The following is a 26,130-nucleotide window of genomic DNA, read 5'->3' on the forward strand; positions in this document are numbered from 1 at the left end:
TCCTTGGGTCCTCACGGATCCAATTCAGGGCCTCATCTTCGGATGAGGCCTTTTTTTTGGCCGGCGGCCGTCTTCGATAATGCGGATCTCATTTCAGGAGACTCTCAATGCAGATCGACGGCAAAGTTTTTATCGTGACCGGTGGCGCTTCGGGCCTCGGCGAAGGCACGGCGCGCATGCTGGCCGCCAACGGCGCCAAGGTGGTGATCGCCGACATGCAGGCTGACAAGGGCGAAGCCGTCGCCCGCGAGATCGGTGGCGTGTTCGTCAAGTGCGACGTGAGCCAGGAAGCCGACGGCCAAGCCGTGGTGGCTGCCGCCGTCAAGCTCGGCAAGCTGATGGGCCTGGTCAACTGCGCCGGCATCGCACCGGCCGAAAAGACCGTGGGCAAGAACGGCCCGCACGCACTGGCCGTGTTCAGCAAGACCGTCACGGTCAACCTGATCGGCAGCTTCAACATGATCCGCCTGGCGGCCGACGCCATGGGCAAGAACGAGCCCGAAGCCACCGGCGAACGCGGCGTGCTGATCTCGACCGCCTCGGTCGCGGCCTACGACGGCCAGATCGGCCAGGCCGCCTACAGCGCCTCGAAGGGCGGCGTGGTCGGCATGACCCTGCCCATCGCCCGCGACCTCGCGCGCAGCGGCATCCGCAACATGACCATCGCCCCCGGCATCTTCGGCACGCCCATGCTGTTCGGCATGCCGCAGGAAGTGCAGGACGCACTGGCCGCCAGCGTGCCCTTCCCCTCGCGCCTGGGCACGCCCGAGGACTACGCCAAGCTGGCCAAGCACATCATCGAGAACGACATGCTCAACGGCGAGGTGATTCGTCTGGACGGAGCGATTCGATTGGCCCCTCGCTGATCTCCGACGCCGGCAGTTTCGTGCTGCCGGTGCGGTCCAGGCGTTCGTAGTTCGCGATCACCTGGGCCCCGATCAGCACCAGCATGGCGGCGATTTCCAGGCTCAGCAACACCACGATCGCCGTGGTGAGCGAGCCGTAGACGATGTTCACCTGCGACAGCGTCGAGAAATACCAGATCAGCACGCGCCGCGTGGCCTCCCACAGCAGCGCGGCCGTGACGCCGCCCAGCAGCGCATGCCGCAGCGACATGCGCCCCGCCGGCATCACGAGGTAGAGCGAGGTCAGCATGAAGATCTCGCCGCCCAGCCCCAGCAGGTACAGCAGCAGGCCCGAAATGCCCGACAGCGACCAGCTGCGCCCCAGCAGGTCGACGCTTTCCTGCCCCACCAGCTGCAGCGCCCCCGACACCAGCGTGACCAGCAGCAGCCCCGCGCACAGGCTCAGGATGTAGAGGTACGGCATCGCCACCGACACCAGGAAGTGGCGCTTGTGATCGTCCTTGCGGTGGTGAAAGATCACCGCCATCGCGCTTTCGAGCACGCTGAACGCCAGCGAACTGAAGAAGATCATCGTCACCAGCAGCACCGGCCCGAGCACCGAGCGGTGGTCCAGGAAGCTCGACAGCTCGGCCACGATCGCTTTCGACTGCCCCGGCAGCAGCCATTCGAGGTAGCGCCCGATGGTGCGCAGCAGCTCGGCCTGGTCGATCACGTGCGACAGCGCCATCACGCTCACGATCAAGAGCGGCACGATCGACAGCAGCGCGTAGTACGCCACCGCCCCCGCCAGCAGCAGGCCCTGGTTGGCGCGAAAGTCCTTGAGCGCGCCCCAGACGAAGCGCAGCGGATGGCGCAGCAGCGGCGCGGCGTGTTGCAAAGGCAGTGGCGTCTTCATGCGTGATGTGGATTTGCGGCGGGGTTCAGTATGCCGCCCGTGCGCTTGCGTATGATTTGCCGCTCCCCGCAGCCATGACCATCCCCGCTTCATTCATCCAGGAACTCATCGCGCGCGCCGATGTGGTCGAAATCGTCGGCCGCTACGTCCAGCTCAAGAAGGCCGGCGCCAATTTCATGGGGCTGTGCCCCTTCCACGGCGAGAAGTCGCCCTCGTTCTCGGTCAGCCCGACCAAGCAGTTCTATCACTGCTTCGGTTGCGGCGTGCACGGCAACGCCATCGGCTTCCTCATGGAACATGCAGGCATGGGCTTCGTCGAGGCGGTGCACGACCTGGCCGGCCAGTACGGCCTGCAGGTGCCCGAGGACGACGTCTCGCCGGCCGAGCGCGCCCGCGCCGCCAGCCAGCGCCAGAAGCAGGCCACGCTGACCGACGTGCTCGAGAAGGCCGGCGACGCCTACCGCAAGGCGCTGCGCCAGGCGCCCGGCGCCATCGACTACCTCAAGGGCCGCGGCGTGTCGGGCGAGATCGCCAAGCAGTTCGGCATCGGCTATGCGCCGGCCGGCTGGCGCGCGCTGGCCAGCGTGTTCCCCGACTACGACGATCCGCTGCTCGCCGAGAGCGGGCTGGTGATTGTCAACAACGAGGAAGGCAAGCTCAGCGACGAGGAGGCCAAGCGCTACGACCGCTTCCGCGACCGCGTGATGTTTCCGATCCGCAACGTCAAGGGCGAGTGCATCGGCTTCGGCGGGCGCGTGCTCGGCGACGAAAAACCCAAGTACCTGAACTCGCCCGAGACGCCCGTCTTCAGCAAGGGCCGCGAGCTCTATGGCCTGTACGAGGCGCGCGCCGCCTTCCGCGACCGCGGCTACGCGCTCGTCACCGAGGGCTACATGGACGTGGTGGCGCTGGCCCAGCTCGGCTTTCCGAACGCGGTGGCCACGCTGGGCACGGCCTGCACCACCGAGCATGTGCAAAAGCTCTTCCGCTTCACCGAATCGGTGGTGTTCAGCTTCGACGGCGACGCCGCCGGCCGCCGCGCCGCGCGCAAGGCGCTCGACGGCGCCCTGCCCTACGCCACCGACACGCGCAGCATCAAGTTCCTGTTCCTGCCGGCCGAGCACGACCCCGACAGCTACATCCGCGCGCACGGCGCCGAGGCCTTCGCGGGCTTCGTGGCCGAGGCCACGCCGCTGTCGCGCTTCATGCTCGAAGCCGCGCGCGAAGGCTGCGACCTGAGCTCCGCCGAGGGCCGCGCCCACATGACGAGCAATGTGCGCCCGCTCTGGAGCGCGATGCCCGACGGCGCGCTCAAGCGACAGCTGCTCAGCGAGATCGCCACGCTGGTCCAGCTCGACGCCGCCGCGCTGTCCGACCTGTGGGCCACCGCCGCGCCCGGCCCCCGCAAGGGCGCCGGTGCGCCGTCGCAGGCCCCGCAACGCCACAGCGAACCCGACAGCTACGGCAACGACCCCGGCGACTACTACCCGGACATGCCGCCGACGCAGGACTACGAGCCCCCGCGCTACGAAAACGAGAGCAAACCCAAGTTCCAGCCGCGCAAGTTCACCAAGGGCAAGCGCTGGGGCGGCAAGTTCGAGGAACCCATCGAGCCCCTGCGCGGACGCGGCAAGCCGCCGAGCCGGCCCGACGTGGCAGTGCGGCTGGTGCTGTCGAACATGGCGCAATGGGAGGCCCTGTCGCACGAGTTGCATGTGATGCTGTGCGACCTGCCGGGCGAGCACGGCGCCCTCTTCACCTGGCTGGACAGCCAGCTGCACGAACACGGCGTGCAGCCCTGGGCGGCGCTGCGCGAAGGCCTGCGCGGGCTCGATTTCGCGCCGCTGGCCGAGCGCCTCATGAGCGTTTCCGAGGCCGGGCCGGTGCCCGAAGGCGAGGAAGAACAGCACCTGGCCGAGGCCGCCAAGGAGTTGGGGAGCGTGCTCGACTTCATGCTCGACGACCGGCTCAAGGCCCAGCAGAGCGAGGCCATCGCTTCGGTCGGAAAAGACCCGAAAGCCCTGGAACGCTACAAGGCACTGGAAGCCCGCCGGCTCGAATTGCGAGACCGCATTCGCGCGTCGGGGACAGATACTGCTTGAAATTTGCGCAACAGGCTATAATGTAGGGCTTCGCAACTGGCGAAATTAGGCAAGAGCGACAGCAGCACCTCCGGGCCGACCCCTAGCGCAACGCACTCCAACGGTAAATTCCGGCGGAAAGGGTCAATAACCGCAAGGACTGCACACCAAATGTTCGCCCGACATCTTGCTTGGTGAGGAATTAATTCCTCGTTTCCCAATTGTTTTGTCCGTGCCTGTGCACGGGCATGGTGGTGCTGTCCGCGTGACAGCGCGCCTGTGATCCCGCTTGTCTTTTCTTGTCGTAACGAGGTCGTATGCCCAGTTCAAAGAAGCCTGCTCCTTCACTTGCCAAAAACGTCAAAAGCGTCGCCACCAAGCCCGCAGCAGAGAAACCGCTGAAAGCCGGTGCCAAACCGGCAACCAAGACGGCTGCCGCCGCGTCCAAAACGGCAGCCGCAACGAAAGTGAAAACCGTGCCCACGAAATCGACCTCTCTCGACGATCCCAAGAAAGCCGCGGCCACTGCCACGGCTGCCCCCGCCGCCAAGAAAGTTGGCCGTCCGCCCAAGGCCGCCGGCGCTGCCGCCGTGCCCGCCACCGGCGCCAAGCGCGGGCGCAAGCCCAAGGCCGCCAAGGAAGCCGGCGAGAGCGACATCGACCTGTCGGACATCGAGGAAGACCTGGCCGGTGACGAGCCCGCGGCCGTCGCGACCACCGAAGAGAAGGTCAAGCCGCTGCGCATGAAGATCAGCAAGGCGAAGGAACGCGCCTTGATGAAGGAGTTCGGCCTCGACGAGACCGTGCTCTCCGAAGAAGACCTGGCCAAGCGCCGCTCGCGCCTGAAGACCCTGATCACGCTGGGCAAGACCCGCGGCTACCTCACGCACGGCGAAATCTCCGACCACCTGCCCGACAAGCTGGTCGACGCCGAGACCATGGAAGTCGTGGTCACCATGCTCAACGACATGGGCGTGGCGGTGTACGAGCAGACGCCCGACGCCGAAACCCTGCTGCTGAACAACACCGCGCCCACCGCCACCACGGTGGAAGAAGCCGAGGAAGAAGCCGAAGCGGCCCTGTCCACGGTGGACAGCGAATTCGGCCGCACCACCGACCCGGTCCGCATGTACATGCGCGAAATGGGCACGGTCGAGCTGCTGACGCGCGAAGGCGAAATCGAAATCGCCAAGCGCATCGAAGGCGGCCTGATGGCCATGATGGAAGCCATTTCGGCCTCCCCCGCCACCATCGCCGCGATCCTCGAAATGGCCGCGACGATCCGTGAAGGCAAGGTCGTCATCTCGACCATCGTGGACGGCTTCTCGAACCCGAACGAGGCCGACGACTACGTGGCCGAAGAAGACTTCGACGAATTCGACGAAGAAGACGACGACGACGGCAAGGGCGGCTCCAAGGCCCTGACCAAGAAGCTCGAAGAACTCAAGAACGAAGCCCTCTCGCGCTTCGACCGCATCGCCGAGATGTTCGAGAAGATCCACAAGATCTACGAGAAGGAAGGCTACGGCACGCCCGCGTACACCAAGGCCCAGCAGGCCGTGTCCGACGAGCTGATGACCATCCGCTTCACGGCCAAGACCATCGAGAAGCTGTGCGACCTGGTGCGCACGCAGGTGGACGACGTGCGCAAGAAGGAACGCGAACTGCGCCGCATCATCGTGGACAAGTGCGGCTTCCCGCAGGACGAGTTCATCCGCGACTTCAGCGGCTTCGACAAGAACGGCAACCGCATCGCCTCCAACCTGCTGAACCTCAAGTGGGTCGAGAAGCAGGCCGCGGCCGGCAAGCCCTGGAGCGCCGTGCTCGCGCGCAACATCCCGCCGGTGCAGGAACTGCAGCAAAAGCTCACCGACATCCAGTCGCGCGTGGTGGTGCCGCTGACCGAGCTCAAGGACATCAACAAGCGCATGAACGAGGGCGAATCGTCCTCGCGCGATGCCAAGAAGGAAATGATCGAGGCCAACCTGCGCCTCGTGATCTCCATCGCCAAGAAGTACACCAACCGCGGCCTGCAGTTCCTCGACTTGATCCAGGAAGGCAACATCGGCCTGATGAAGGCGGTCGACAAGTTCGAATACCGTCGCGGCTACAAGTTCTCGACCTACGCCACGTGGTGGATCCGCCAGGCGATCACCCGCTCGATCGCCGACCAGGCGCGCACCATCCGCATCCCGGTGCACATGATCGAGACGATCAACAAGATGAACCGCATCTCGCGCCAGCATCTGCAGGAGTTCGGCTTCGAGCCCGACGCCGGCATCCTGGCCGCGAAGATGGAGATCCCGGAAGACAAGATCCGCAAGATCATGAAGATCGCGAAAGAGCCGATCTCGATGGAAACCCCCATCGGCGACGACGACGATTCGCACCTGGGCGACTTCATCGAGGACAGCAGCAACACGGCCCCCATCGAAGCCGCCATGCAAGCGGGCCTGCGCGACGTGGTCAAGGACATCCTCGACTCCCTCACGCCGCGCGAAGCCAAGGTGCTGCGCATGCGCTTCGGCATCGAGATGAGCACGGACCACACGCTGGAAGAAGTCGGCAAGCAATTCGACGTGACCCGCGAACGCATCCGCCAGATCGAAGCCAAGGCGCTGCGCAAGCTGAAGCACCCGTCGCGTTCCGACAAGCTGCGCAGCTTCATCGACACCCTGTAATCCAGGTTCGCTGAAGCCCAAGCGCCCGCCTTGCCCCTCACCCGGGCGGCGGGCGTTCTCGTTTTTCCACCGACACACTACAAGTACAACGGAGCCGCCTTTCCATGAATCCCGACGCAGACAAACTCTGGCAGGCCCCGCGCTGGGCGCTTGCCGTGCTGCTCGCCGTGCTGGGCATGCTCGGGCCCTTCTCCATCGACACCTACATCCCGGCCTTCTCGGGCATCGCGAAATCGATCGGCGCCACGCCGGCCGAGATGCAGCAGACGCTGTCGGCCTACCTGTTCGGCTTTGCCTTCATGAACCTGTTCCACGGCGCGCTGTCGGACAGCTTCGGCCGCCGGCCGGTGGTGCTGTGGGGGCTGGCGGTGTTCACGCTGGCCTCGCTGGGCTGCGCGCTGTCGCAGAACATCACGCAGCTGGTGCTGTTCCGCGGCCTGCAGGGCCTGTCGACCGGCGCCGGCATCGTGGTGTCGCGCGCCGTCATCCGCGACATGTTCCCGCCGGCCGAGGCGCAGCGGGTCATGAGCCAGGTCACGATCTACTTCGGCGTGGCGCCGGCCATCGCGCCCATCGTGGGCGGCTTCCTGTTCGTGCACGCGGGCTGGCACTCGATTTTCTGGTTCCTCGTGGCCGTGGGCGTGGTGCTGTTCGTCGCCAACTACAAGCTGCTGCCCGAGACGCTGCACAAGGACCACCGCCAGCCCTTCCAGGTGCGCCACCTGATGCGCGGCTACCGCGACCTGTGCTCCGACCCGCGCTTTCTCTTGCTGGCCTTCGCGAGCGGCGTGCCCTTCAACGGCATGTTCCTCTACGTGCTGGCCGCGCCGGCGTTCCTGGGCGACCACCTGGCGCTGCAGCCGCAGCAGTTCTTCTGGTTCTTCCTGCTGACCATCGGCGGCATCATGCTCGGCGCGCGCGCCAGCGGCCGCATGGCCGGCAAGGTCGCGCCCAAGCGGCAGATCCGCGACGGCTTCCTGATCATGATGGTCACCTCGGTGGTCAACGTGGTGGCCAACATCTTCTTCCAGGCACATGTGGCCTGGGCCGTGTGGCCGCTGGCGGTGTTCGCCTTCGGCTGGGCGCTGATGGTGCCGGTGGTCACGCTGCTCGTGCTCGACCTGCACCCCGAGCGCCGCGGCATGGCCTCGTCGCTGCAGGCCGTGATCGGCTCCACCGCCAACGGCGTCGTGGCCGGCGCGGTGGCGCCGCTGGTGATGCACTCCACGCTGGCACTGGCCCTCACCTCCGCGCTGATGCTCACGATCGGGCTGGTCGCCTGGGTCTGGCTGCATCACCGCTGGCCCGACATCGGGCGTCGGGTGGCGCACGAAGAAGCCTGAGGGGGACGGGGGATGCGATTCGCCGCACTGTGGACCTATCTGCGCGCCTGGCTCCCGGGCCCTTCCAACGTCAACGCGCGCGAGCGCCTGCGCGCCGTGGGCGGCGCAGGCATCGGGCTGCTGATCACCGGCCTGCTGTGCCGCTGGCTGTCCGTGCCGCTGGAGCATGCGGTGTGGCTGGTCGCGCCGATGGGCGCCACCGCCGTGCTGGTGTTCGCCGTGCCCGCCAGTCCGCTGGCCCAGCCCTGGTCGGTGATCGGCGGCAACACGCTGTCGACGCTGGTGGGCATCGCCTGCGCCAGCTGGATTCCCGACACCGCCGTGGCCGCCGCCGTGGCCGTGGCGCTGGCCATCGGCCTCATGTTCTTCACGCGCTGCCTGCACCCGCCCGGCGGCGCGGCGGCGCTGCTGGCGGTGCTCACGCACACCACCGATTTCTCGGCGGCGCTGTTCCCGGTGCTCGTGAACTCGCTGCTGCTGGTGCTGGCCGGCGTGGCCTACAACACGCTCACGGGGCGGCGCTATCCGCACGTGCAGGTGGCGCGCCCGCCCTCGCCCGACGCGCGCTTCAGCCAGGCCGACATCGACGCCGTGCTGGCGCGCTACAACCAGGTGCTCGACATCAGCCGCGACGACCTCGAGTCGCTGATCCAGCAGACCGAGCTCGAGTCGTACAAGCGCCGGCTGGGCACGCTGCACTGCGCCGACATCATGTCGGGCACGCCGATCTCGGTGGAGTTCGGCACGCCGCTGCAGGAAGCCTGGACGCTGATGCACCAGCACCACATCAAGGCGCTGCCCGTCACCGACCGCACGCGCCGCGTGGTCGGCATCGTCACACAGGCCGACTTCTTTCGTCAGCTCGATCTGCAGCACCACGACGGCATTGCCGGCCGGCTGCGCGACCTGATCCGCGCCACGCGCACGGTGATGTCGAACAAGCCCGAGGTGGTCGGCCAGATCATGACGCGCCAGGTGCGCGTGGCCAGCGCCGACCGACCGGTGGTCGAGCTGGTGCCGCTGTTCTCCGAAGGCGGGCACCACCACATTCCGATCATCGATGAAGAGAAGCGGCTGACGGGAATGATCACGCAGTCGGATTTCGTGCGGGCGCTGTACCGCGCGGTGAGCCCGGCGTAGGGCCCGCACGTCGCCTCCCCCTTCTCGCGAAGGGGAAGGCGCAAGGCTTCACTCCAGCACCACGTTCGCCTTCTTCACCAGTGCCGCGTAGCGCGCGGCCTCGCTGCGGAAATAGCTCGCCGCCTGCTCGGGCGACGTGGGCTTGACGATGTTGCCCTGCTTGTCCATCGCCTCGCGCACCTCGGGCGCGGCAAAGGCGGCCACGATGGCCTCGTGCACGCGCTTCACGTCCGCCGGCTGCATCTTCGGCGGGCCGATCACCGCAAACCAGCCTTCGACCGCGTAGTTCGGCAGCCCCTGCTCCGCGATCGTCGCAATCTCGGGCGCGGCCGGCGAACGCGCCGGGCCGCACAGGCCGATGGCGCGCAGTGCGCCGCTCTTCAGATGCGGCTGCACCGCCGGCAGCGCGACCACGCCCATCTCGACCTGCCCCGCGATCATGTCGGTCACCATCGGCCCGGTGCCCTTGTACGGAATGTGCCGCGCCTTCACGCCGGCCTCGTCCATGAACATCTCGCCCGCGAGGTGGATGATGGTGCCGTTGCCCGACGAGGCGTAGTTGTAGCCCTCGGGTTTCGCGCGCAGCAGCGCCACCAGCTCCTTCACGTTCTTCGCCGGCAGCTTCGGGTTCACGGCCAGCACCAGCGGCGTGGCGCCCACCACGCTGATGGGCGTGATGTCCGCGATGGCGTCGAAGGGCATCTTCTTGAACACGCTCGGGTTGATCACATGGTTGTTCGACACCATGCCGAGCGTGAACCCGTCGGGCGGCGCCTTGATCACGGCCGAGGTGCCGGTGATGCCGCCGGCGCCCGGCAGGTTCTCGATCACCACCGGCTGGCCCAGCGCCTTGCCGAGCGCGACCGAGGCGGCGCGCGCGATGGCGTCCACGCCCGAGCCCGCGCTGATCGGCAGGATGAAGCGCACGGGCTTGTCGCCGCCCTGCGCGAACACCGGGCGGGCGACCGACAGCACGACCGCCGACGCCCCCAGGCCGAGCAGCGCGCGGCGGTTGAATGATGAAGAAGAAGCAAAAGAAATCGGGCTCATGGGTCTTGTCTCTCTTTGTCTTTGTCGGTGCTTGAAGGATCAGGCCACGGCCGCTTCGGCGTGCAGCGCCTCGACCTGTTCGTGCGCATAGCCCAGCTCGGCCAGCAGCGCACGCGTGTGCTCGCCCAGCGTCGGCGGATGCAGGCGCACGCCCAGGCGCTCGCCGCCGAGCGTGATCGGGAACAGCGTGGTCTGCGCCATCTCGCCGGCCCGCTCGCCATCGGGCAGGCGGATGTCGGCGAGACCGCCAGTGGCCTGCAGGTGCGGATCGGCATACAGGTCTTCGGGCCGCGTGATCGGCGCGAACGGCAGGCCGCGCGCCTCGAAGATCGCCGACAGCTCCGCGGCCGAACGGTCGGCCAGGCGGGTGCGCAACGCGGCCAGCAAGGTCGGGCGCAGGCGCACGCGGTCGTTGTTGGTCTGCAGCGTGGCATCGGCCTTCAGGTCGTCGAAGCCCAGCGCATCGCAGAAGGTCTTCCATTGCGCGTCGCTCACGGCCGCCAGGAAGATCTGCTCGCCGTCCTTCACGGTGAACACGTCGTACAGCGCCCAGGCCGAGATGCGCTCGGGCATCGGCGCGGCCGCCTGCCCCGTGATCGCGTACTGCAGCATGTGCTGGCCGACCAGGAACACGTTGTTCTCGAACAGCGCCGACTGCACCTCCTGCCCCCTGCCGGTTTCGGCGCGCTGCATCAGCGCGGCGATGGCGCCGATGGCGCCGAACATGCCGCCCATGATGTCGTTCACGCTGCTGCCCGCACGCAGCGGATCGCCGGGGCGCCCCGTCATGTACGCGAGCCCGCCCATCATCTGCACCACCTCGTCGAGCGCGGTGCGGTGCTCGTAGGGGCCGGGCAGGAAGCCCGTGTGGTTCACGTACACGAGGCGCGGATTGAGCTTGCCCAGCGCGACATAGCCCAGGCCGTACTTGTCCATCGTGCCGGGGCGGAAGTTCTGCGCCACCACGTCGGCCGTGGCGCACAGGCGCAGCGCGGCCTCGAGCCCCTGCGGATGGCGCAGGTCGAGCGCGATGCTCTTCTTGTTGCGGTTGAACATCGGGAAGAAGCCCGCGCCCGCGCCCAGCAGGTGCCGCGTGCGGTCGCCGTCGATGGGCTCGACCTTGATGACCTCGGCGCCCAGGTCGGCCAGCACCATGCCGCAGGTCGGCCCCATGACCATGTGCGTGAACTCGACCACGCGGATGCCCGCGAGCGGCAGGCGTTTTTCTTCCGTGCTCATGCCGCGACGCCTTCCGCCGGTGCAAAGGTCTTCGGAAAGCCCGCGCGCCACACCGTGCCCTGCAGCGTCTCGCCGTCGAGCCAGCCGGCCACGCGCTTCCTCAGATCGAGCAGCTTCGGCAGATCGACACCCGTCTGCACGCCCATGCTCTCGAGCATGAAGACGAGGTCTTCGGTGTCGACATTGCCGCTCGCGCCCGGCGCATGCGGACAGCCGCCGATGCCGGCCAGGCAGGCGTCGAAGCGCGTGATGCCGACCTCCAGCGCGGCGTAGACATTGGCCAGGCCCAGCCCGCGCGTGTCGTGGAAATGCCCGCACCACAGGCGGTCGCCCGCGATGCGCAGTGCGCGCTCGAACAGGCTGCGCACCATGGCCGGATCGGCGTAGCCCACCGTGTCGGCCAGGCTCACGCGGTCGGCGCCGGCATCGAGCAGCGCCTGCATCAGGCGCAGCACCTCGTCGGGGTCGACATGGCCCTGCAGCGTGCAGCCGAAGGCCGTGCCCACGCCGCCGTCGATCAGCGTCTTCGAGCCCGCCGCGTCGCGCGCCGCGCGGATGCGGCCGACCTCGGCCACCACCTCGTCCGGCGTCTTGCGCAGGTTGGCCAGGCTGTGCGCGTGGCTGGCCGACAGCGGCACCATCATCAGGTCGGCCTCGCCCGCGATGGCGCGCTCGGCGCCCTTCAGGTTGGGCACCAGCACCGAGGCGAAAAGCCCCGGCAGCGTCTTCGCAAAAGCCAGCAGCTCGGCCGTGTCGGCCAGCTGCGGCAGCAGGTGCGCCGGCACGAACGAGCCGACCTCGATCTCGCGCTGGCCGGCCGCGTGCGCGTCGCGGATCCATTCGAGCTTGCGTGCCGTGGGCAGCACGCGGGCGATGCTTTGCAGGCCGTCGCGCAGGCCCACTTCGCGGACGACCGCGCGCGGCGGCAGGAAGGCGTGAATCAAGAGCGTGTCTCCGTCGTGAGGAACTGAATGACGTCGATCGTAGAAGTTCCGATTCAGTCCTGAAGGTATATTTTGGAAGCCGTTTGCTTCCCGATTGGAACTTCATGAGAGACCTCGACCTGACCACCTTGCGCCTGTTCGTCGCCGTCTGCGACAGCCGCAGCATCGCGCGCGCGGGCGAGCAGGCGAACATCGTCGGCTCGGCCATCAGCAAGCGCCTGGCCCAGCTCGAAGACACGGTCGGCACGCCGCTGCTGCTGCGCAAGCGCCGCGGCGTGGTGCCCACGCCGGCCGGCGAAACGCTGCTCGAACACGCACGCGCCATGCTCGGCAGCGCCACCCGCATCGAGCGCGACATGGCCGCCTACGCGGGCGGCGCGCGCGGGCATGTGCGCATCCTGGCCTCGGCCTCGGTCATGGCCGAGTCACTGGCCGAGGACGTGGCCGGCTTCCTGCAGGACCCGGCGCACCGCAACATCCGCGTCGACATGGAAGAGCGCGTGAGCCCCGAGATCGTGCGCGGCATCCGCGAGGGCATCGCGTCCATCGGCCTGTGTTGGGACGCGGCCGACCTCGACGGGCTGGAGCGGCGCGACTACCGCTCCGACCACCTGGCCATCGTGGCCCACCCGTCGCACCCCGTGGCCCGCCATGACGCGGTGCGCTTCGAGCAGGTGCTCGACCACGAATTCGTCGGCATGCCCGCGCTCAGCGCCGTGCAGTTGATGCTCGCGCGCGAGGCGGCCGTGGCCGGCAAGCCGCTCGTGTACCGCGTGCTGGTGTCCAACTTCGATGCGGCACTGCGCGTGGTGCGCGCCGGGCTGGCCATCAGCGTGGTGCCGGCGGAGGTCGCCCGGCCCTTCACCGAGGCCTTCGGGCTGCGGCTGATGCCGCTCACGGACGACTGGGCGCGCCGGCGTTTTGCGATCTGCTTTCGCAGCGAGGCGGCGCTGTCGCCCTCGGCGCAGTTGCTGGTCGCGCACCTCGAGCGCTGCGCCACGGACCGCTCCGAAGACGCCTGATTCGTCCGATATCAGAAACGATTCATTGTGCTGGCGGTGGTTTTTGTTTCGTTTCTCGCAACCTAACATCCGGTCTGTTCACGCTGTCACCCTCAACTCCACCGACCGAAAGACACCGCCATGTTCCGCAGAACCCTCGTTGCCGCCGCCGCCCTGTCCGCCGCATTCGCCCTCGCGCCCCTCGCCGCCCAGGCCGCCCAGCCGCTGAAGATCGACGTCTACAACCCCGGCACGAAGTCGATGTTCCCCGTGTCGTCGGTGCTGGTCGCCGGCGCCACCGACGCCGTGCTGGTCGACGCCCAGTTCCAGCGCAACGACGCGCAGGCGCTGGTGCAGAAGATCAAGGACAGCGGCAAGAAGCTGACCACGGTCTACATCAGTCACAGCGACCCCGACTACTACTTCGGCCTGGACGTGATCCGCGCCGCCTTCCCCGACGCGAAGATCGTCGCCACGCCGCAGACCGTGGCCGCCATCCAGGCCTCCAAGGACGGCAAGCTCGCGCACTGGGGCCCGATCCTCAAGGACAACGCGCCCCAGGCGCTGGTCGTGCCCGAGCCGCTGGCCGGCGACAGCCTCGTGCTCGAAGGCAAGAAGATCCAGGTCGTCGGCTTGGACGGCCCCTCGCCCGCGCGCACGTTCGCGTGGATTCCCTCGCTGAAGGCGGTGGTCGGCGGCATTCCGGTGTCGGCCAACATCCACGTCTGGGTGGCCGACACGCAGACGGTGCAGTCGCGCCGCGACTGGCTCAAGACCCTCGACCGCATCGCCGCGCTGCACCCCAAGACCGTCGTGCCCGGCCACTACCTGCCGAACGCCGACGGCTCGGCGCCCTACACCGTGGCGTCGGTGAGGTTCACGCGCGACTACCTGAAGGCCTTCGAGACCGAAGCCACCAAGGCCAAGGATTCGGCCGCGCTGATCGCCGCCATGAAGCAGCGCTACCCGAAGCTCGAGGACGCCTCGTCGCTTGAACTGGGCGCCAAGGTCATCAAGGGAGAAATGAAGTGGCCGCAGTAACCAACAACAACGGCGACTCCGCCACCCTGCACTGCATCTTCGATCCGCTGTGCGGCTGGTGCTACGCCGCCGCGCCGCTGGTCGAGGCCGCGCGCACCGTGCCGGGCCTGCGCGTCGAGCTGCACGCCGGCGGCATGATGACCGGCGCCAACCGCCGCCCCATCACGCCGCAGTGGCGCGACTACGTGATCCCGCACGACAAGCGCATCGCCGAACTCACAGGCCAGCCCTTCGGCGAGGCCTACTTCGAAGGCCTGCTGCGCGACACCGGCGCGGTGATGGACTCCGAACCGCCGATCACCGCCATCCTCGCGGCCGAATCGCTGCGTGCGGGCGGCGGGCTGGACATGGCGCACCGGGTGCAGCAGGCCCACTATGTCGAGGGCCGGCGCATTGCGGAGGCCGGCGTGCTCGCCGAACTGGCGGTCGAGCTCGGCTTCGACGCCGAAGCCTTCGCTGCGGCCTTCGCGCAGCACACGGGCGACGCCACCGCACGGCACATCGCCGCGAGCCGCGACCTGCTGCAGCGCGCAGGCGGCCAGGGCTTTCCGACCTTCGTGCTGGCGCAGGCCGATGGCAACGCGGGGCGCATCGACATCGGGCCGTGGCTGGGGCGTGCGGACGACTGGAAAGCGCAGCTCGCCACCTTCGTCGCGCCGGCGCCTTCTGCAACTGCGCCGGAAGCCTGCGGCCCCGACGGCTGCGCGATCTAGCCGCATCGCCGGTCTGGGCCGGCGGTGGCCCCGTTCGCCACAGAACGGGGCCGATTCGGGTATGCCGCCATCAAATGAGAACTATTCTCGACAATAATTCTCCTGCGATTCGCGCGCCACACCCCAGCCCATGTCCGCCCAACTCTCCTCCAGCCCGCTGCTGAAAGCCTTCCAGGACAGCTACCAGGAACTGGTGCGCTTCATCGCGCGCCGCACCGGCAGCCCGCACGAAGCGCGGGAGTTGGCGCACGACACCTGGGTCCGGCTGGCCGAACGTGCGCAAGCGCGGGACGACACCACCGCCGACCCCGCCCCGCCCGAGGCCGCCGTGCGCGCCTACGTTTACACCGTGGCCGAGAACCTCGCCATCGACCACCTGCGCCGCCGCCAGCGCAGCGCGGAGCGCTTCAGCCCCGCCCCCGTCGACCTCGACACCGGGCTGACGACGGGACACGACCACCACAGCACGCGCGACGTGGCCGACGGCATCGCCCACCGGCAGGCACTCGACGCGGTGGATGCCGCGTTGCGGGCCCTGCCGCCGCGCAGCCGCGACATCTTCCTGGCCGACCGGCTCGACGGCGCCTGCCATGCCGAGCTGGCGCGCCGCCATGGCGTGTCGATCAAGACCGTGGAGCGCGAGGTGATGCGGGCGCTCGACAGCGTCGAGGCCGCGCTGCACCGCTGGCGCGGCGACGTGGCGCCGGCGCGCACCGGGCGGCGCCGCGCGCTGTCGGCCCTGCTCGGCTTGGGCGGCCTCAGCGTCGGCAGCGCCGCGCTCTGGCAAGCCTGGCGCCAGTGGATGCCCGGCTACAGCGCCACCCTGGCGACCGCCATCGGACGCATCCAGGCACAGGCGCTGCCCGACGGCAGCCGCCTCACGCTCGACGCCGCAAGCCGCGCCGAGGTCCAGTACTTCGCCACGCGCCGCACCGTGCGGCTGCTGGCCGGCAGCGCGTTCTTCGACGTGGCGCGCGACGAGGCGCGCCCCTTCATCGTCAGCGCGCTGGGCCACGAGATCACGGTGCTGGGCACGCGCTTCGAAGTCGCGCTGCAGGACGGCGGCGTGCGCGTCGCGGTGGAGTCGGGACAGGTGCGGGTGCGCAGCGCGAGCGGCGACGCGCGCGTGCTCGGCGCGGGCGACCGCGCCTTCATCGACACGGCGCTGCAGCTGTCTGCGGCCCAACCGGCCGCGAACGCCGTGAACAGCGCCGTGGCCCCGTGGCGCGACGGCTGGCTCGACTTTCATCACCAGCCGCTCGGCGAGGTGGTGGAGCGCCTGGCGCGCTACAGCCCGCGCCCCCTGCGCGTGGCGCCCGAGGCCGCACAACTCCCGGTGTTCGGGCGCGTGCGCATCGCCGAGGCGGGCACCTGGCTGCGCCTGCTGCCCAACAGCCTGCCGGTGCGGGTGCGCGAAGACGACGGGGCGGAACGCGCCCTGGTCATCGAGCGCCGCCCGATCTCCTGACGCCGGCATCCGCCCGCTGGCCTTGCCTTGTCTTTCTTGCGATCTGCTTGAGGGATTGCGCTCGCTCGGTCGTATCAGTCCATGGAGCCCGGAACAACCGCCCTGCGGACGTCCCGGAATTTTCATGACCCCGACCTGAACCGAGAGAACCGCATGCCCTCCCGCCACCTTCTTCTCCCCGCCGGCCGGCGCCACCTGATCGCGGCGGCCGTGCTGTGCCTGGTCACGCAGGCCAGCCAGACCACCTGGGCCCAGAGCGCGACACCGCCTGCCGCCGGCGCAGCCATCGCCTTCTCGATCCCCGCCCAGCCGCTGGACCAGGCGCTGAACCAGCTTGCGCGCCAGGCCGGCGTGCAGCTGCTGGCGGCGCCGGGCCTGCTGCAGGGCCTGCAGGGCCGCCCGGTGCAGGCCAGCCTCAGCGTGCAGGCCGCTGCCGCGCAACTGCTCCAGGGCAGCGGGCTGGCCGGCCGCGTAGCGGGCAGCACGCTGGTGATCGAGAAAGCGCCAAGCGCCGCAGGCGCCACCCTGCCGGCCGTGACCGTGAGCGCCACGGCCGAACTCGAAACCAGCCTGGGCCCGGTGCCGGGCTATGTCGCCCGGCGCAGCCAGAGCGCCACCAAGACCGACACGCCGATCCTCGAAGTGCCGCAGTCGATCTCCGTCATCGGCCGCGAAGAACTCGAAGCGCGCGGCGTGCAGACCGTGATGGAAGCCGTGCGCTACGCACCGGGCGTGGTTGCCGGCAACTGGGGCTACGACGCACGCGGCATCGACTGGCTGCTGCTGCGCGGCTTCGACGCCACCGCAGGCAACGCCATGTACCGCGACGGCCTGCTGCTGCCGGCCTACTCGCTGACCGAGCCCTACGGCGTCGAGCGCGTCGAGGTGCTGCGCGGCCCGTCGTCGGTGATGTTCGGGCTGGGCGATGCGGGCGGCATCGTCAACCGCGTCAGCAAGATGCCGAGCAGCACGCCCACGCGCGAGATCGAAGTGCAGTACGGCAGCTTCCAGCGCAAGCAACTGGCCGTGGACCTGGGCGGCGCCCTGAGCGACACGCTGAGCTACCGCCTCGTGGGCGTCGAGCTGGACAGCAACAGCCAGCAGCGCTACCCCAACGGCGCCCCCGCCGAAGTGAAGCGCAGCTACCTCGCGCCTTCGCTGCGCTGGCAGCCGTCGGCCGCCACCTCGTTCACCCTGCTCGGCGAATTCCTGAAGAGCGATGCCAGCGACGACACCTTCAACGTGACCGACGCGAAGGGGCGCGACACCGGGCTCATCCAGGGCGAACCGAAATACAGCCGGATCAAGCAGCAGCAATCGTCGCTCGGCTACCTGTTCGAACACCACATCAACGACGACTGGACGGTGCGCCAGAACACGCGCTACTTCAGCTTCGACACCGACAAGCACCACGTGGTCGTCAACCTCGCGCCCGACGGCTACACGCTGCGGCGCACCGCGCGCTTCGCACCCGAGTGGGTCAACCAATGGACCGCCGACACGCAGCTGCAGGGCCGCGTGCGCACCGGCGACGTCGAGCACACGCTGCTGTTCGGCGTCGACTGGTCGCGTGTCCGGTACACGGCCAAGCAGTTCTCCGGGCCGGCGCCGAGCCTGGATCTGCGCGTTCCCGTCAACGGCCTGCCGGTGGCGGAACCGTTCCGGCCCGACAGCAACTTCACGCAGACCACCGAGCAGCTCGGCGTGTACGCACAGGACCAGATCAAGTTCGGTCCCCACTGGCTGCTCACGCTCGGTGGACGGCAGGACCACGTCAAGTCCGCCACCTACGACCGGCTGAAGGGCGAGCGCACGACACAGACCGACGACAGGTTCAGCGGCCGTGCGGCCCTGAGCTACCTCGTCGGCAACGGCTGGGCACCGTACCTCAGCTACGCCGAATCCTTCATGCCGACCAGCGGCGTCGACCTGAACAGCACGCCGTTCCGGCCGAGCCGTGGCAAGCAGGTGGAGGCCGGCGTCAAGTTCCAGCCCGAGGGCACGCGCGCGCTGCTCACCGCGGCCGTGTTCGACCTGCGCAAATCCAACGTGGTGACCTACGACCAGAACACCTTCGAGGCGCGCCAGATCGGCCGCATCCGCTCACGCGGGCTCGAACTCGAAGCCAAGGCCGAGCTGGCGCGCGACCTGAACCTCACGGCCTCCTACACCTGGCTCGACACCAAGGTGCGCGAAAGCGCCAACGAGACCGAGCGCGGCAAGACACCGATCCAGGTGCCCCGCAACACGGCCTCGCTCTGGCTCGACTACACGATGGGCAACGGCTTCGGCTTCGGCGGCGGCGTGCGCTACATCGGCAAGCGCTGGAACGACGTGGGCAACACCTCGTCCGAAGGCGGCGTCGCGCTGCTCGACGCCACGGTGCACTACAAGCGCGGGCCCTGGCGCTTCGCCTTGAGCGCCACGAACCTGGCCAACCGCCAGTACGCCGCATCGCGCGCGTACAGCAAGTACTACCCCGGCAGCGACCGCGCGGTGGTCGCGAGCGCCAAGTACCAGTTCTGAGGCCGGCGCCTAGGCGACCTTCTCCAGGAACACCAGCCGGATCGGTGCGTCCAGCAGCGCGTCGAACCGCTTTTCGAAGGCCTGGAAATACGGCGTGGCGAAATGCGCGTCCAGCGCGGCCTGGTCCTGGAACGACTCGCGCATGTAGAAACTGCCGGGCTCGTCGCGCAGTTCGAACAAGGTGTAGTCGAGGCAGCCGGGCTCCTGCCGCGTGGGCGCCACCAGCGCGCTCAGGGCGTCGCGCAGCGCCTCGCGCTGGCCGGTCTTGGCCTTCAGGACGGCGATGCTGATGAGGGGCGTGGTGCTCATGGGTCGGTGCGTTGTGGAGTTCGGATGCCTGCAGTCTGCGGCGACCCTCGCACATGAAAAAGCCCCCTCGCCCCGAAACTCCTTCAATCGCACCTTGAAGATCGCGGCCGCTTCAAGCGCGCGCTACCGGCTGCACTGGAAGCTCGCTGCCTGCGACGCATCGCCATTCACGTAGCGCGGCCACAGCGGCCACTCGCACAGCGGACGCGCGCGGGTCGTCTTGAACGGCGGCTGCACTTCCTGTTCAAGCAACTGCAGCCCGGCCGGCGCACGCCCACGCTCGACCCAGTCGGCCAGCGCGCCGAGCATGTCGACATTGGCCGGTGCGCCGCTGCCCACATGGTCGACACCGGGCGCGGTGTACAGGCGCATGAAGCGGTCCACGTTCTCGCGGCCCATGCGTGCCACCACCGACTCGTAATAGCGGATGCCGGCGAACGGGCTCTGCGCGTAGTCGGCCATGTGCTCGAGCATCAGCAGCTTGCCGCCGCGCGCGTGGAAGGCGCTCAGGTCGGGGTTGGTCGAGTCCATCAATTGCGACACGGTGGCGATGCGGGCCGCGAAGTCTTCGGCGCGGTAGTTGCGCACGTCGAGCGACGGATTGCGCGCGTAGAAATACTGCAGCGCCCCGCTGCCGTAGAACCATGCGATGCCGTTGCTCGGCTGCGGCGGCACGGTCGGCGCGGCGGAGCCGGTCCACCACGCGTTCCAGCCGCCCATCGAGGCGAAGGCCGGCGTGCCTTCACCGCCGATGCCCCAGCCCGGGTACTCGGTGACGCCATGCGCCAGCGGCACGGGCGAGCGCCACGGCGAGCGCAGCGTGCGCACCGCCTGCACCTGCGCGTCGTTGAGGCAGTTGTCGCCGCTCGTGCCCGCTGCGCAGCGCAAAGTGGTCGGATCAAAGCGCTGCAGGCAGGCCACCGGGTTCGACACGATGCGGTCGGCCACGCCATCCGTCGCATCGCACGACGCGAGCACCGCGTTGTGCACCAGCTGCACCTGCGCGGGCCGCAGCCAGCCTTCGCCGAAGGTGGCGATGCCGTTGCGCGTGCCCGCATGCTGCAGCCCGGTCCAGTTGATCACCGGCACGCGGCTGAAGATGCCGTCGAAGTCCTGCGGATAGCGCTGCGCCATCGTGAGCGCTTCGCGCCCGCCTTCGGAGCTGCCCATGAAGTAGAGCTTCTGCGGTGCGTGGCCGTAGGCGCGCTGCGTCAGCGCCACCGCCACGTCGCGCACCTTCTTGTACGAGGCATGCGCGAAATTCACGAGCGCCTCGTCGTTGAGCGCAAAGACCTGCGGCGGCTGGCCCTGCACGTTCTGGTGGCCCGAGTCGGTGCCGTAGGTCACGTAGCCCTGCGCCAGCGGCGTGGGCAGGTCGAAGCGCGCGGCGGGCACCAGCGCCAGGCCGGTGATCAGCGTGCCGTTGAAGCCCCCGCCGCCGTACTGCACGCTGCGCCCGTTCCATGCAAGCGGCAGGTTGACCTGGAACAGGATCGGCGGCGCGCTCGCGTCGACCGGTGCGATGCGCCCGAGCACCTTGCAGTACGCGGGCATTGCCGGCGTGATGCGCGACGCGGGGCTGGGGCCGCGCTCGGCCACGGCCAGTGCAGACGCCGGCACGAGCGCTGCCGAGTCGATCGTCGCCGCGCCGCTGGGCAGGCCGATGGCGGTGGCCGCCACCGGCGCGGTGAGCGCCGCGCAAGCGGGGGCCGGATCGGCGCCGAGGCCGAGGCGCGTGGGGCCGGTCGGGGCCGTGCCGCATGCGGCGAGCAAGGCGGCGGTCGCCAGCATGGCGCCCCCGCAAAACACTGTCTTCGGGGTCGCCATCTGTCTGTCTCCTTGGTTGTTCGCTGCGGCGGCTACCGCGCCACGCCCAGCAGCCGGTCGAGTACTTCCGGCTGCGCACGCAGCGCCGCCGCGGTGTCGGCGTGCACGATGGTCCCGTGGTCGAGCACCACGGCCTGGTCGGAAATCGCGAGGATCGCCTGCGGGTGCTGCTCCACGATGATCGCGGCCAGCCCTTCGCCCTGCGTGATGCGGCGGATGGCGCGCAGCAGCTCTTCCACGATGATGGGTGCGAGGCCTTCGAGCGGCTCGTCGAGCAGCAGCAGCTTCGGGTTGAGCACCAGCGCACGGCCCACGGCCAGCATCTGCTGCTCGCCGCCCGACAGCTGCGTGCCCAGGTTGGTCTTGCGCTCGGCCAGGCGCGGGAACATCTCGTAGACGCGCTGCGGGTTCCACTGGCCGGGGCGCTCCACCGCCGTGAGGTTCTCATGCACGGTGAGCGACTTGAAGATGTTGCGCTCCTGCGGCACCCAGCCGATGCCGGCCGCCGCGCGCTGGTGCGGCTGCAGCTTGTGCAGCGCCGCCTGCCCGCCGAGCGCGATGGTGCCGCCGTGCTGGCGCGTGGCGCCGGCCAGCGTGTTGATGAGCGTGGTCTTGCCGGTGCCGTTGCGGCCCAGCAGCGCGAGCGTCTGGCCCTCGCCGAGCGTGAAGGCCACGTCGTGCAGCACCACGGCCTCGCCGTAGCCGGCGCTCAGGTTCTCGATGCGCAGCAGTTCAGACATGGGCATGTTCTCCGTGGCCCAGGTAGACCTCTTTGACCTTCGGGTCGTTGGCGATCGTCTCGGGGTCGCCTTCGGTCAGCAGCGCGCCATTGACCAGCACGGTCATGCGGTCGGCGAAGCTGAACACCAGGTCCATGTCGTGCTCGATGAGCAGCACCGACACGTCGGCCGGCAGCGCGGCCACGGTCTGCAGCAGCTCTTCGCGCTCGCCGGCGGGCACGCCGGCCACGGGCTCGTCGAGCAGCAGCACGCGCGGCTCGCAAGCCAGCGCGATCGCGATCTCCAGCAGGCGGCGCTTGCCGTAAGCCATGAATTTTGTCTGCTGCTGGGCGACGTCGGCGAGGTGGAACTGCTCCAGCAGTTGCCCTGCCCGCTCGGCGATGCGCTTGTCCGCACCCAGCGGGCGCCACCACTGCGCGCCGATGCCCTTGTGTTGCGACACCACGAGCGCCAGCGTTTCCAGCGGCGTCATCGAGTCGAAGAGCTGGTTGATCTGGAAGGTGCGCACCAGCCCACGCGCAACGCGCTTGTGCGGCGCGAGCGTGGTGATGTCTTCGCCGAGCAGCGAGATGCGGCCTTCGGTGGGCGTGAGCACGCCCGTCAGCAGGTTGATCAGCGTGGTCTTGCCGGCGCCGTTCGGGCCGATGAGCGCATGGCGCGCGCCGCGCTTCAGTTCCATCGTGACGTTGTTCGTGGCCGTGATGCCGCCGAAGCGCATCACGAGGCCTTGGGTCGAGAGCACGGTGTCGGTCGTCATGCCGCACCGCCCTTCTTCTTCGCAGTGCCGAACCAGGTCCAGGGTTTGAGCAACCGGTCGCGCCCCACGAGCACCAGCAGCACGAGGATGAGGCCGATCCAGAACATCCAGTACTGCGGCGTCACCGACGACAGCCAGGTCTGCAGCAGCTTGAAGACGATGGCACCCGCCACGCCGCCGTACAGCCAGCCCACGCCGCCGATGACCAGCATCAACAGCACGTCGGCCGAGCGGTCGAAGGCCAGCACGTCGAGCGAGGCGAAGCCGGTGGTCTGCGCCAGCAGCGCGCCCGCGGCGCCCGCGATGCCGGCGGCCACGGTGTAGACCACGGCGAGGCGCGACACCACCGGGATGCCGATGGCCATGGCGCGCAGCCGGTTGTCGCGGATGGCCTTGAGCGTGGCGCCGAAGGGCGAATGCACGATACGGCGCATCACGAGGAACAGAACGAGCATCACGGCCAGCGAGTACCAGGCGGCGGTGCGGCCATACAGGTCGAACTCGAAGAGGCCGAGCACCGGCCCCATGACCACGCCCTGCAGGCCGTCGGCGCCGCCGGTGAGCCAGTCGAGCTTGTTGGCGAGTTCGAGCAGCAGCAGCGCGGTACCCAGCGTGACCATGAGCCGCGTGAGGTCGCTGCCGCGCAGGATGGTCACGCTGGCCACGAGGCCGAGCACGGCCGACAGCACGGTGGCGAACACGAGGCCGACGGTCGGGCCGGGCATGACGAGCTTGGCGAACAGCGCGGCGGCGTACGCGCCGAAGCCGAAGAAGGCCGCATGGCCGAGCGACACGATGCCTGTGTAGCCGAGGATCAGGTCGAGCGACATCGCGAACAGCGCGACGATGGCGATCTCGTTGACCAGCAGCGAATGCGAGGGCATGGCCAGCGGCAGCGCGAAGGCCACGGCCCAGACCACGAACTCCCAGGGGCGCCAGCGCGCGGTGCGCAGCAGGGCCGATTCATAGGCAGGCGCGCTCATCTCAACGGCCTCCCTTGCGCGTGAACAGGCCCTGGGGCCGCCACATGAGGATCAGGATCATGAGCAGGTAGACAGTGAAGGCGCCCATCTTCGGAATGAAGTACTTGCCGGCCACGTCGGCAATGCCGAGCAGCAGCGCGGCGGCGAGCGGCCCGGTGATCGACGAGGTGCCGCCGACCGAGACGACGATGAGGAAATAGATCATGTACTTGAGCGGGAAGGTCGGGTCGAGCCCGAGGATTTCCGCGCCCAGCGCACCGCCCAGCCCGGCCAGGCCGGAGCCCACGGCGAAGGTCAGCAGGAACACGATGTTGACGTTGATGCCCAGGCCGGCGGCCACGCGCGGGTCGTCGACGGCGGCGCGCAGGCGGCTGCCGAAGCGGGTCTTCGAGAGGATGAGCTGCAGCACCACGGTGAGCACGGCGCACACGGCGATGATGAAGATGCGGTAGTGGCCCATGCCCAGCAGGAACGCGCCGTCGCCGAATTCGCTGCGCCCGCGCAGCCACTCGGGCAGCTGCAGGTTCTGCTGCGACGAGCCGACGAAGTAGTCGACGGCCGCGACGGCCATGAACGCCAGCCCGATGGAAAACAGCACCTGGTCCAGGTGCGGCTTGCCGTACATCGGCCGGTAGAGCGTGCGCTCCAGCAGCGCGCCGGCCAGCGCGACGACGATGAACGCGAGCGGCAGGCAGGCCAGGAACGGCACGCCGAACTTCTGCATCGCGAACACGGTGAGATAGCCGCCCGCCATGGCGAAGGCACCGTGCGCGAGGTTGATGAAGTTCATCAGCCCGAGCGTCACGGCCAGCCCCACGGCGAGGACGAAGAGCAGCATGCCGTAGGCGATGCCGTCGAAAAGAATGGTCAGCATGTCGGTTGTCTGGGTCTGGTGCGGTCGTTCAGGATGCTGCTATTCGGGGTGCGTGCACAGGGCACTGGGTACTTCCCTCCGCGAATGTCCCCCGGGCTTCGCCCTCCTCCTTGATTTCGCTGCGGGAAGCACCCAGTGCCCTGCGCACGGGACGCGGCGGTGGTGCGCGGCCGATCAACAACCGCTCTGAACACGCTCACGTCGGCGGGGTGCCTTGCGCAGCGAAATCAAGGAGGAGCCCGAAGGGCGGGGGACATTCGCGGAGCAAGGCACCCCGTCGGCGGGAGCGCCGCCCTGAACGGCAACGTTCCCACCGGCGAAGCGAAATTACTTGGCTTTACCCGGGTCCTTCACGCCCTTGAGCACGTCGAACTCGACGTTGTAGAGCTGCCCGTCCTTCTTTTCAACCTTGCGCAGGTACACGTCCTGCACGATGTCGCGCGTCTGCGCGTCGATCAGCACCTGGCCGCGCGGGCTCTCGAAGACCTGGCCCTTCATGGCCGCCAGCAGCGCTTCGCCGCCGCCCTGGCCCTTGGTGGTCTTCAGGGCTTCGTAGATCACGCGCATGCCGTCATAGCCGCCCACGGCCATGAAGTTGGGGCGCATCTTGGGGTTGGCTTTCTGGAAGGCCTCGACGAACTTCTTGTTCAGCGCCGAGGGGTGCGCGGCCGAGTAGTGATGCGAGGTGACCACGCCCAGCGCGCCGTCGCCCATGTCGTTCAGTTGATCGTCATCCGTCACGTCGCCGGTGGCGATCATCTTGATGCCGGCCTTGTCCATGCCGCGCTCCAGGAACTGCTTCATCACCGCCGCGCCCGCGCCCGAGGGCACGAAGACGAACAGCGCGTCGGGCTTGGCGTCGCGCACCTTCTGCAGGAACGGCGCGAAGTCGGGGTTGCGCAGTGGCACGCGCAGCTTCTCGAGCACCTTGCCGCCGTTGAGCTGGAAGCGCTCGCTGAAGAACTTCTCGGCGTCGTTGCCGGGGCCGTAGTCGGTGACCAGCGTGACCACCGACTTCACGCCGTTCTTGGGCGCCCAGTCGCCCATCACCACCGACACCTGCGGCAGCGTGAAGCTGCTGCGCACGATGTAGGGCGAGGCCTCGGTGATGCTCGAGGTGGCCGCGGCCATCACGACCTGCGGCGTCTTCGACTGCGTGGCCAACGGCGCGGCGGCCAGCGCGGCCGGGGTGATGCCGAAGCCGGCGATCACGTTGACCTTGTCGTTGACGATGAGCTCCTGCGCCAGGCGCTTGGTCACATCGGGCAGGCCGGTGTCGTCCTTCACGATCAGCTCGACCTTCTTGCCGGCCACGGTGTCGCCGTTCTGTGCCATGTACAGGCGCGCGGCGGCCTCGATCTGGCGGCCGGTGGAGGCCGACTGCCCCGTCATCGGCAGGATCAGGCCGATCTTGAACTTGTTGTCCTGGGCGCTGGCCACAGGCAGCGACAGCGCGGTGGCGAGCGCAATCGCCGAAAGGCCGGCGGTCTGGATGAGATGGCGTCTTTGCATGGAATTTTTCCTTTGAGGGACGGAACGCGAAACCGGGCGTATTTTGAACAATTCGCAACAATTGACGGAGCAGGCAACCACCTACCCGCCCGCCGCACGGGTCTTTGTTGCGCGATCAGTCGAATGGTTGCGCGATGATC

At 68.5% G+C, this 26,130-nt stretch carries 21 protein-coding genes and 1 pseudogene; 10 read left to right on the plus strand and 12 right to left on the minus strand.

The genetic code is table 11. The features are described from left to right. Nucleotides 1-107 precede the first annotated feature (107 nt). Nucleotides 108-866 (plus strand): 3-hydroxyacyl-CoA dehydrogenase, encoded by a 759-nt coding sequence (locus FFI97_RS12160; protein WP_095950672.1) that lies wholly within the window; start codon nt 108-110, stop codon nt 864-866. On the opposite strand, the gene FFI97_RS12165 is transcribed toward FFI97_RS12160, so the two are convergent. Beyond that, complete coding sequence (locus tag FFI97_RS12165) at nt 814-1,761, minus strand: YihY/virulence factor BrkB family protein (protein ID WP_139705423.1); 948 nt, start codon at nt 1,759-1,761, stop codon at nt 814-816. The two genes, FFI97_RS12160 and FFI97_RS12165, sit on opposite strands and share 53 nt — an antisense overlap. Before the next feature lie 74 nt (nt 1,762-1,835). Between FFI97_RS12165 and dnaG the strand changes: the two genes are divergently transcribed. Next, a complete protein-coding gene (dnaG, locus tag FFI97_RS12170) occupies nt 1,836-3,863 on the plus strand; it encodes a DNA primase (RefSeq protein ID WP_139705421.1) in 2,028 nt (675 codons plus the stop codon). A gap of 181 nt (nt 3,864-4,044) precedes the next feature. Here the strand turns inward: dnaG and FFI97_RS33935 are convergent, their stop codons facing one another. Next, nucleotides 4,045-4,326 (minus strand): hypothetical protein, encoded by a 282-nt coding sequence (locus FFI97_RS33935; protein ID WP_260684981.1) that lies wholly within the window; start codon nt 4,324-4,326, stop codon nt 4,045-4,047. Here FFI97_RS33935 and rpoD point away from each other — a divergent pair. The 3 genes from rpoD (at nt 4,319) to FFI97_RS12185 (ending at nt 9,006) form a co-directional block, all read left to right on the plus strand. Then, nucleotides 4,319-6,523 (plus strand): RNA polymerase sigma factor RpoD, encoded by a 2,205-nt coding sequence (rpoD, locus tag FFI97_RS12175; RefSeq protein ID WP_260684982.1) that lies wholly within the window; start codon nt 4,319-4,321, stop codon nt 6,521-6,523. The two genes, FFI97_RS33935 and rpoD, sit on opposite strands and share 8 nt — an antisense overlap. A 104-nt stretch (nt 6,524-6,627) precedes the next feature. Beyond that, nucleotides 6,628-7,866: a multidrug effflux MFS transporter gene (locus tag FFI97_RS12180; protein ID WP_062470580.1), complete on the plus strand. Its 1,239-nt coding sequence runs from the start codon at nt 6,628-6,630 to the stop codon at nt 7,864-7,866. Between the two features lie 12 nt (nt 7,867-7,878). Then, nucleotides 7,879-9,006, plus strand: coding sequence for an HPP family protein (locus FFI97_RS12185; protein WP_139705417.1), 1,128 nt, complete (start codon nt 7,879-7,881; stop codon nt 9,004-9,006). A 48-nt stretch (nt 9,007-9,054) separates the two neighbouring features. On the opposite strand, the gene FFI97_RS12190 is transcribed toward FFI97_RS12185, so the two are convergent. The 3 genes from FFI97_RS12190 to FFI97_RS12200 are packed head-to-tail and all read right to left on the minus strand — an operon-like array spanning nt 9,055 to nt 12,239. Then, nucleotides 9,055-10,056, minus strand: a complete 1,002-nt coding sequence (locus FFI97_RS12190) for a Bug family tripartite tricarboxylate transporter substrate binding protein (RefSeq protein WP_139705415.1) — start codon at nt 10,054-10,056, stop codon at nt 9,055-9,057. A gap of 39 nt (nt 10,057-10,095) precedes the next feature. Continuing rightward, on the minus strand, nt 10,096-11,295 hold the full coding sequence (locus FFI97_RS12195) for a CaiB/BaiF CoA transferase family protein (RefSeq protein ID WP_139705414.1): 1,200 nt from the start codon (nt 11,293-11,295) through the stop codon (nt 10,096-10,098). Then, nucleotides 11,292-12,239 (minus strand): hydroxymethylglutaryl-CoA lyase, encoded by a 948-nt coding sequence (locus FFI97_RS12200; protein ID WP_139705412.1) that lies wholly within the window; start codon nt 12,237-12,239, stop codon nt 11,292-11,294. The genes FFI97_RS12195 and FFI97_RS12200 overlap by 4 nt, the downstream gene beginning before the upstream one ends. 104 nt (nt 12,240-12,343) lie before the next feature. Between FFI97_RS12200 and FFI97_RS12205 the strand changes: the two genes are divergently transcribed. The 5 genes and pseudogenes from FFI97_RS12205 (at nt 12,344) to FFI97_RS12225 (ending at nt 18,988) form a co-directional block, all read left to right on the plus strand. Continuing rightward, nucleotides 12,344-13,261 carry a LysR family transcriptional regulator gene (locus FFI97_RS12205; protein ID WP_139705410.1) on the plus strand — a complete coding sequence of 306 codons (918 nt, stop codon included), beginning with the start codon at nt 12,344-12,346 and terminating at the stop codon, nt 13,259-13,261. Between the two features lie 120 nt (nt 13,262-13,381). Beyond that, nucleotides 13,382-14,275: pseudogene (locus FFI97_RS12210) on the plus strand (MBL fold metallo-hydrolase); the annotation flags it as partial. Next, the gene (locus FFI97_RS12215; RefSeq protein WP_139705405.1) at nt 14,269-14,994 is read left to right on the plus strand and encodes a DsbA family protein; all 726 of its coding nucleotides are present in this window, start codon (nt 14,269-14,271) and stop codon (nt 14,992-14,994) included. The pseudogene FFI97_RS12210 and the gene FFI97_RS12215, both read left to right, overlap by 7 nt. A 130-nt stretch (nt 14,995-15,124) precedes the next feature. Then, on the plus strand, nt 15,125-16,462 hold the full coding sequence (locus tag FFI97_RS12220; protein WP_144004441.1) for a sigma-70 family RNA polymerase sigma factor: 1,338 nt from the start codon (nt 15,125-15,127) through the stop codon (nt 16,460-16,462). A gap of 153 nt (nt 16,463-16,615) precedes the next feature. Beyond that, a complete protein-coding gene (locus FFI97_RS12225) occupies nt 16,616-18,988 on the plus strand; it encodes a TonB-dependent siderophore receptor (RefSeq protein ID WP_139705404.1) in 2,373 nt (790 codons plus the stop codon). 9 nt (nt 18,989-18,997) lie between these two features. Here FFI97_RS12225 and FFI97_RS12230 read toward each other — a convergent pair whose 3' ends face one another. The 7 genes from FFI97_RS12230 to FFI97_RS12260 form a co-directional block, all read right to left on the minus strand. Beyond that, entirely contained in the window at nt 18,998-19,297 is a 300-nt protein-coding gene (locus tag FFI97_RS12230; protein WP_070059654.1) for a putative quinol monooxygenase, read from the minus strand. Between the two features lie 123 nt (nt 19,298-19,420). Next, nucleotides 19,421-21,124, minus strand: coding sequence for a tannase/feruloyl esterase family alpha/beta hydrolase (locus FFI97_RS12235; RefSeq protein WP_139705402.1), 1,704 nt, complete (start codon nt 21,122-21,124; stop codon nt 19,421-19,423). A 32-nt stretch (nt 21,125-21,156) separates the two neighbouring features. Next, entirely contained in the window at nt 21,157-21,864 is a 708-nt protein-coding gene (locus FFI97_RS12240; protein WP_095950659.1) for an ABC transporter ATP-binding protein, read from the minus strand. Continuing rightward, the gene (locus tag FFI97_RS12245) at nt 21,857-22,621 is read right to left on the minus strand and encodes an ABC transporter ATP-binding protein (RefSeq protein WP_062470612.1); all 765 of its coding nucleotides are present in this window, start codon (nt 22,619-22,621) and stop codon (nt 21,857-21,859) included. The genes FFI97_RS12240 and FFI97_RS12245 overlap by 8 nt, the downstream gene beginning before the upstream one ends. Beyond that, a complete protein-coding gene (locus FFI97_RS12250) occupies nt 22,618-23,604 on the minus strand; it encodes a branched-chain amino acid ABC transporter permease (RefSeq protein ID WP_139705400.1) in 987 nt (328 codons plus the stop codon). Before FFI97_RS12250 ends, FFI97_RS12245 begins: the two co-directional genes overlap by 4 nt. 1 nt (nt 23,605) lies before the next feature. Beyond that, nucleotides 23,606-24,478, minus strand: coding sequence for a branched-chain amino acid ABC transporter permease (locus FFI97_RS12255; protein WP_056582994.1), 873 nt, complete (start codon nt 24,476-24,478; stop codon nt 23,606-23,608). A gap of 327 nt (nt 24,479-24,805) precedes the next feature. Then, nucleotides 24,806-25,990, minus strand: a complete 1,185-nt coding sequence (locus FFI97_RS12260; RefSeq protein WP_139705399.1) for an ABC transporter substrate-binding protein — start codon at nt 25,988-25,990, stop codon at nt 24,806-24,808. Nucleotides 25,991-26,130 lie beyond the last annotated feature (140 nt).

Source organism: Variovorax sp. KBS0712, assembly GCF_006323185.2.
GTDB lineage: Bacteria > Pseudomonadota > Gammaproteobacteria > Burkholderiales > Burkholderiaceae_C > Variovorax > Variovorax boronicumulans.

Excerpts from the sequence above, each read along its gene's own strand:
- FFI97_RS12160 (WP_095950672.1), top strand. The coding sequence starts at position 108 with ATGCAGATCGACGGCAAAGTTTTTATCGTGACCGGTGGCGCTTCGGGC.
- FFI97_RS12165 (WP_139705423.1), bottom strand. The coding sequence starts at position 1,761 with ATGAAGACGCCACTGCCTTTGCAACACGCCGCGCCGCTGCTGCGCCAT.
- dnaG (WP_139705421.1), top strand. The coding sequence starts at position 1,836 with ATGACCATCCCCGCTTCATTCATCCAGGAACTCATCGCGCGCGCCGAT.
- FFI97_RS12180 (WP_062470580.1), top strand. The coding sequence starts at position 6,628 with ATGAATCCCGACGCAGACAAACTCTGGCAGGCCCCGCGCTGGGCGCTT.
- FFI97_RS12185 (WP_139705417.1), top strand. The coding sequence starts at position 7,879 with ATGCGATTCGCCGCACTGTGGACCTATCTGCGCGCCTGGCTCCCGGGC.
- FFI97_RS12190 (WP_139705415.1), bottom strand. The coding sequence starts at position 10,056 with ATGAGCCCGATTTCTTTTGCTTCTTCTTCATCATTCAACCGCCGCGCG.
- FFI97_RS12195 (WP_139705414.1), bottom strand. The coding sequence starts at position 11,295 with ATGAGCACGGAAGAAAAACGCCTGCCGCTCGCGGGCATCCGCGTGGTC.
- FFI97_RS12205 (WP_139705410.1), top strand. The coding sequence starts at position 12,344 with ATGAGAGACCTCGACCTGACCACCTTGCGCCTGTTCGTCGCCGTCTGC.
- FFI97_RS12220 (WP_144004441.1), top strand. The coding sequence starts at position 15,125 with ATGTCCGCCCAACTCTCCTCCAGCCCGCTGCTGAAAGCCTTCCAGGAC.
- FFI97_RS12225 (WP_139705404.1), top strand. The coding sequence starts at position 16,616 with ATGCCCTCCCGCCACCTTCTTCTCCCCGCCGGCCGGCGCCACCTGATC.
- FFI97_RS12230 (WP_070059654.1), bottom strand. The coding sequence starts at position 19,297 with ATGAGCACCACGCCCCTCATCAGCATCGCCGTCCTGAAGGCCAAGACC.
- FFI97_RS12235 (WP_139705402.1), bottom strand. The coding sequence starts at position 21,124 with ATGGCGACCCCGAAGACAGTGTTTTGCGGGGGCGCCATGCTGGCGACC.
- FFI97_RS12240 (WP_095950659.1), bottom strand. The coding sequence starts at position 21,864 with ATGTCTGAACTGCTGCGCATCGAGAACCTGAGCGCCGGCTACGGCGAG.
- FFI97_RS12245 (WP_062470612.1), bottom strand. The coding sequence starts at position 22,621 with ATGACGACCGACACCGTGCTCTCGACCCAAGGCCTCGTGATGCGCTTC.
- FFI97_RS12250 (WP_139705400.1), bottom strand. The coding sequence starts at position 23,604 with ATGAGCGCGCCTGCCTATGAATCGGCCCTGCTGCGCACCGCGCGCTGG.
- FFI97_RS12255 (WP_056582994.1), bottom strand. The coding sequence starts at position 24,478 with ATGCTGACCATTCTTTTCGACGGCATCGCCTACGGCATGCTGCTCTTC.
- FFI97_RS12260 (WP_139705399.1), bottom strand. The coding sequence starts at position 25,990 with ATGCAAAGACGCCATCTCATCCAGACCGCCGGCCTTTCGGCGATTGCG.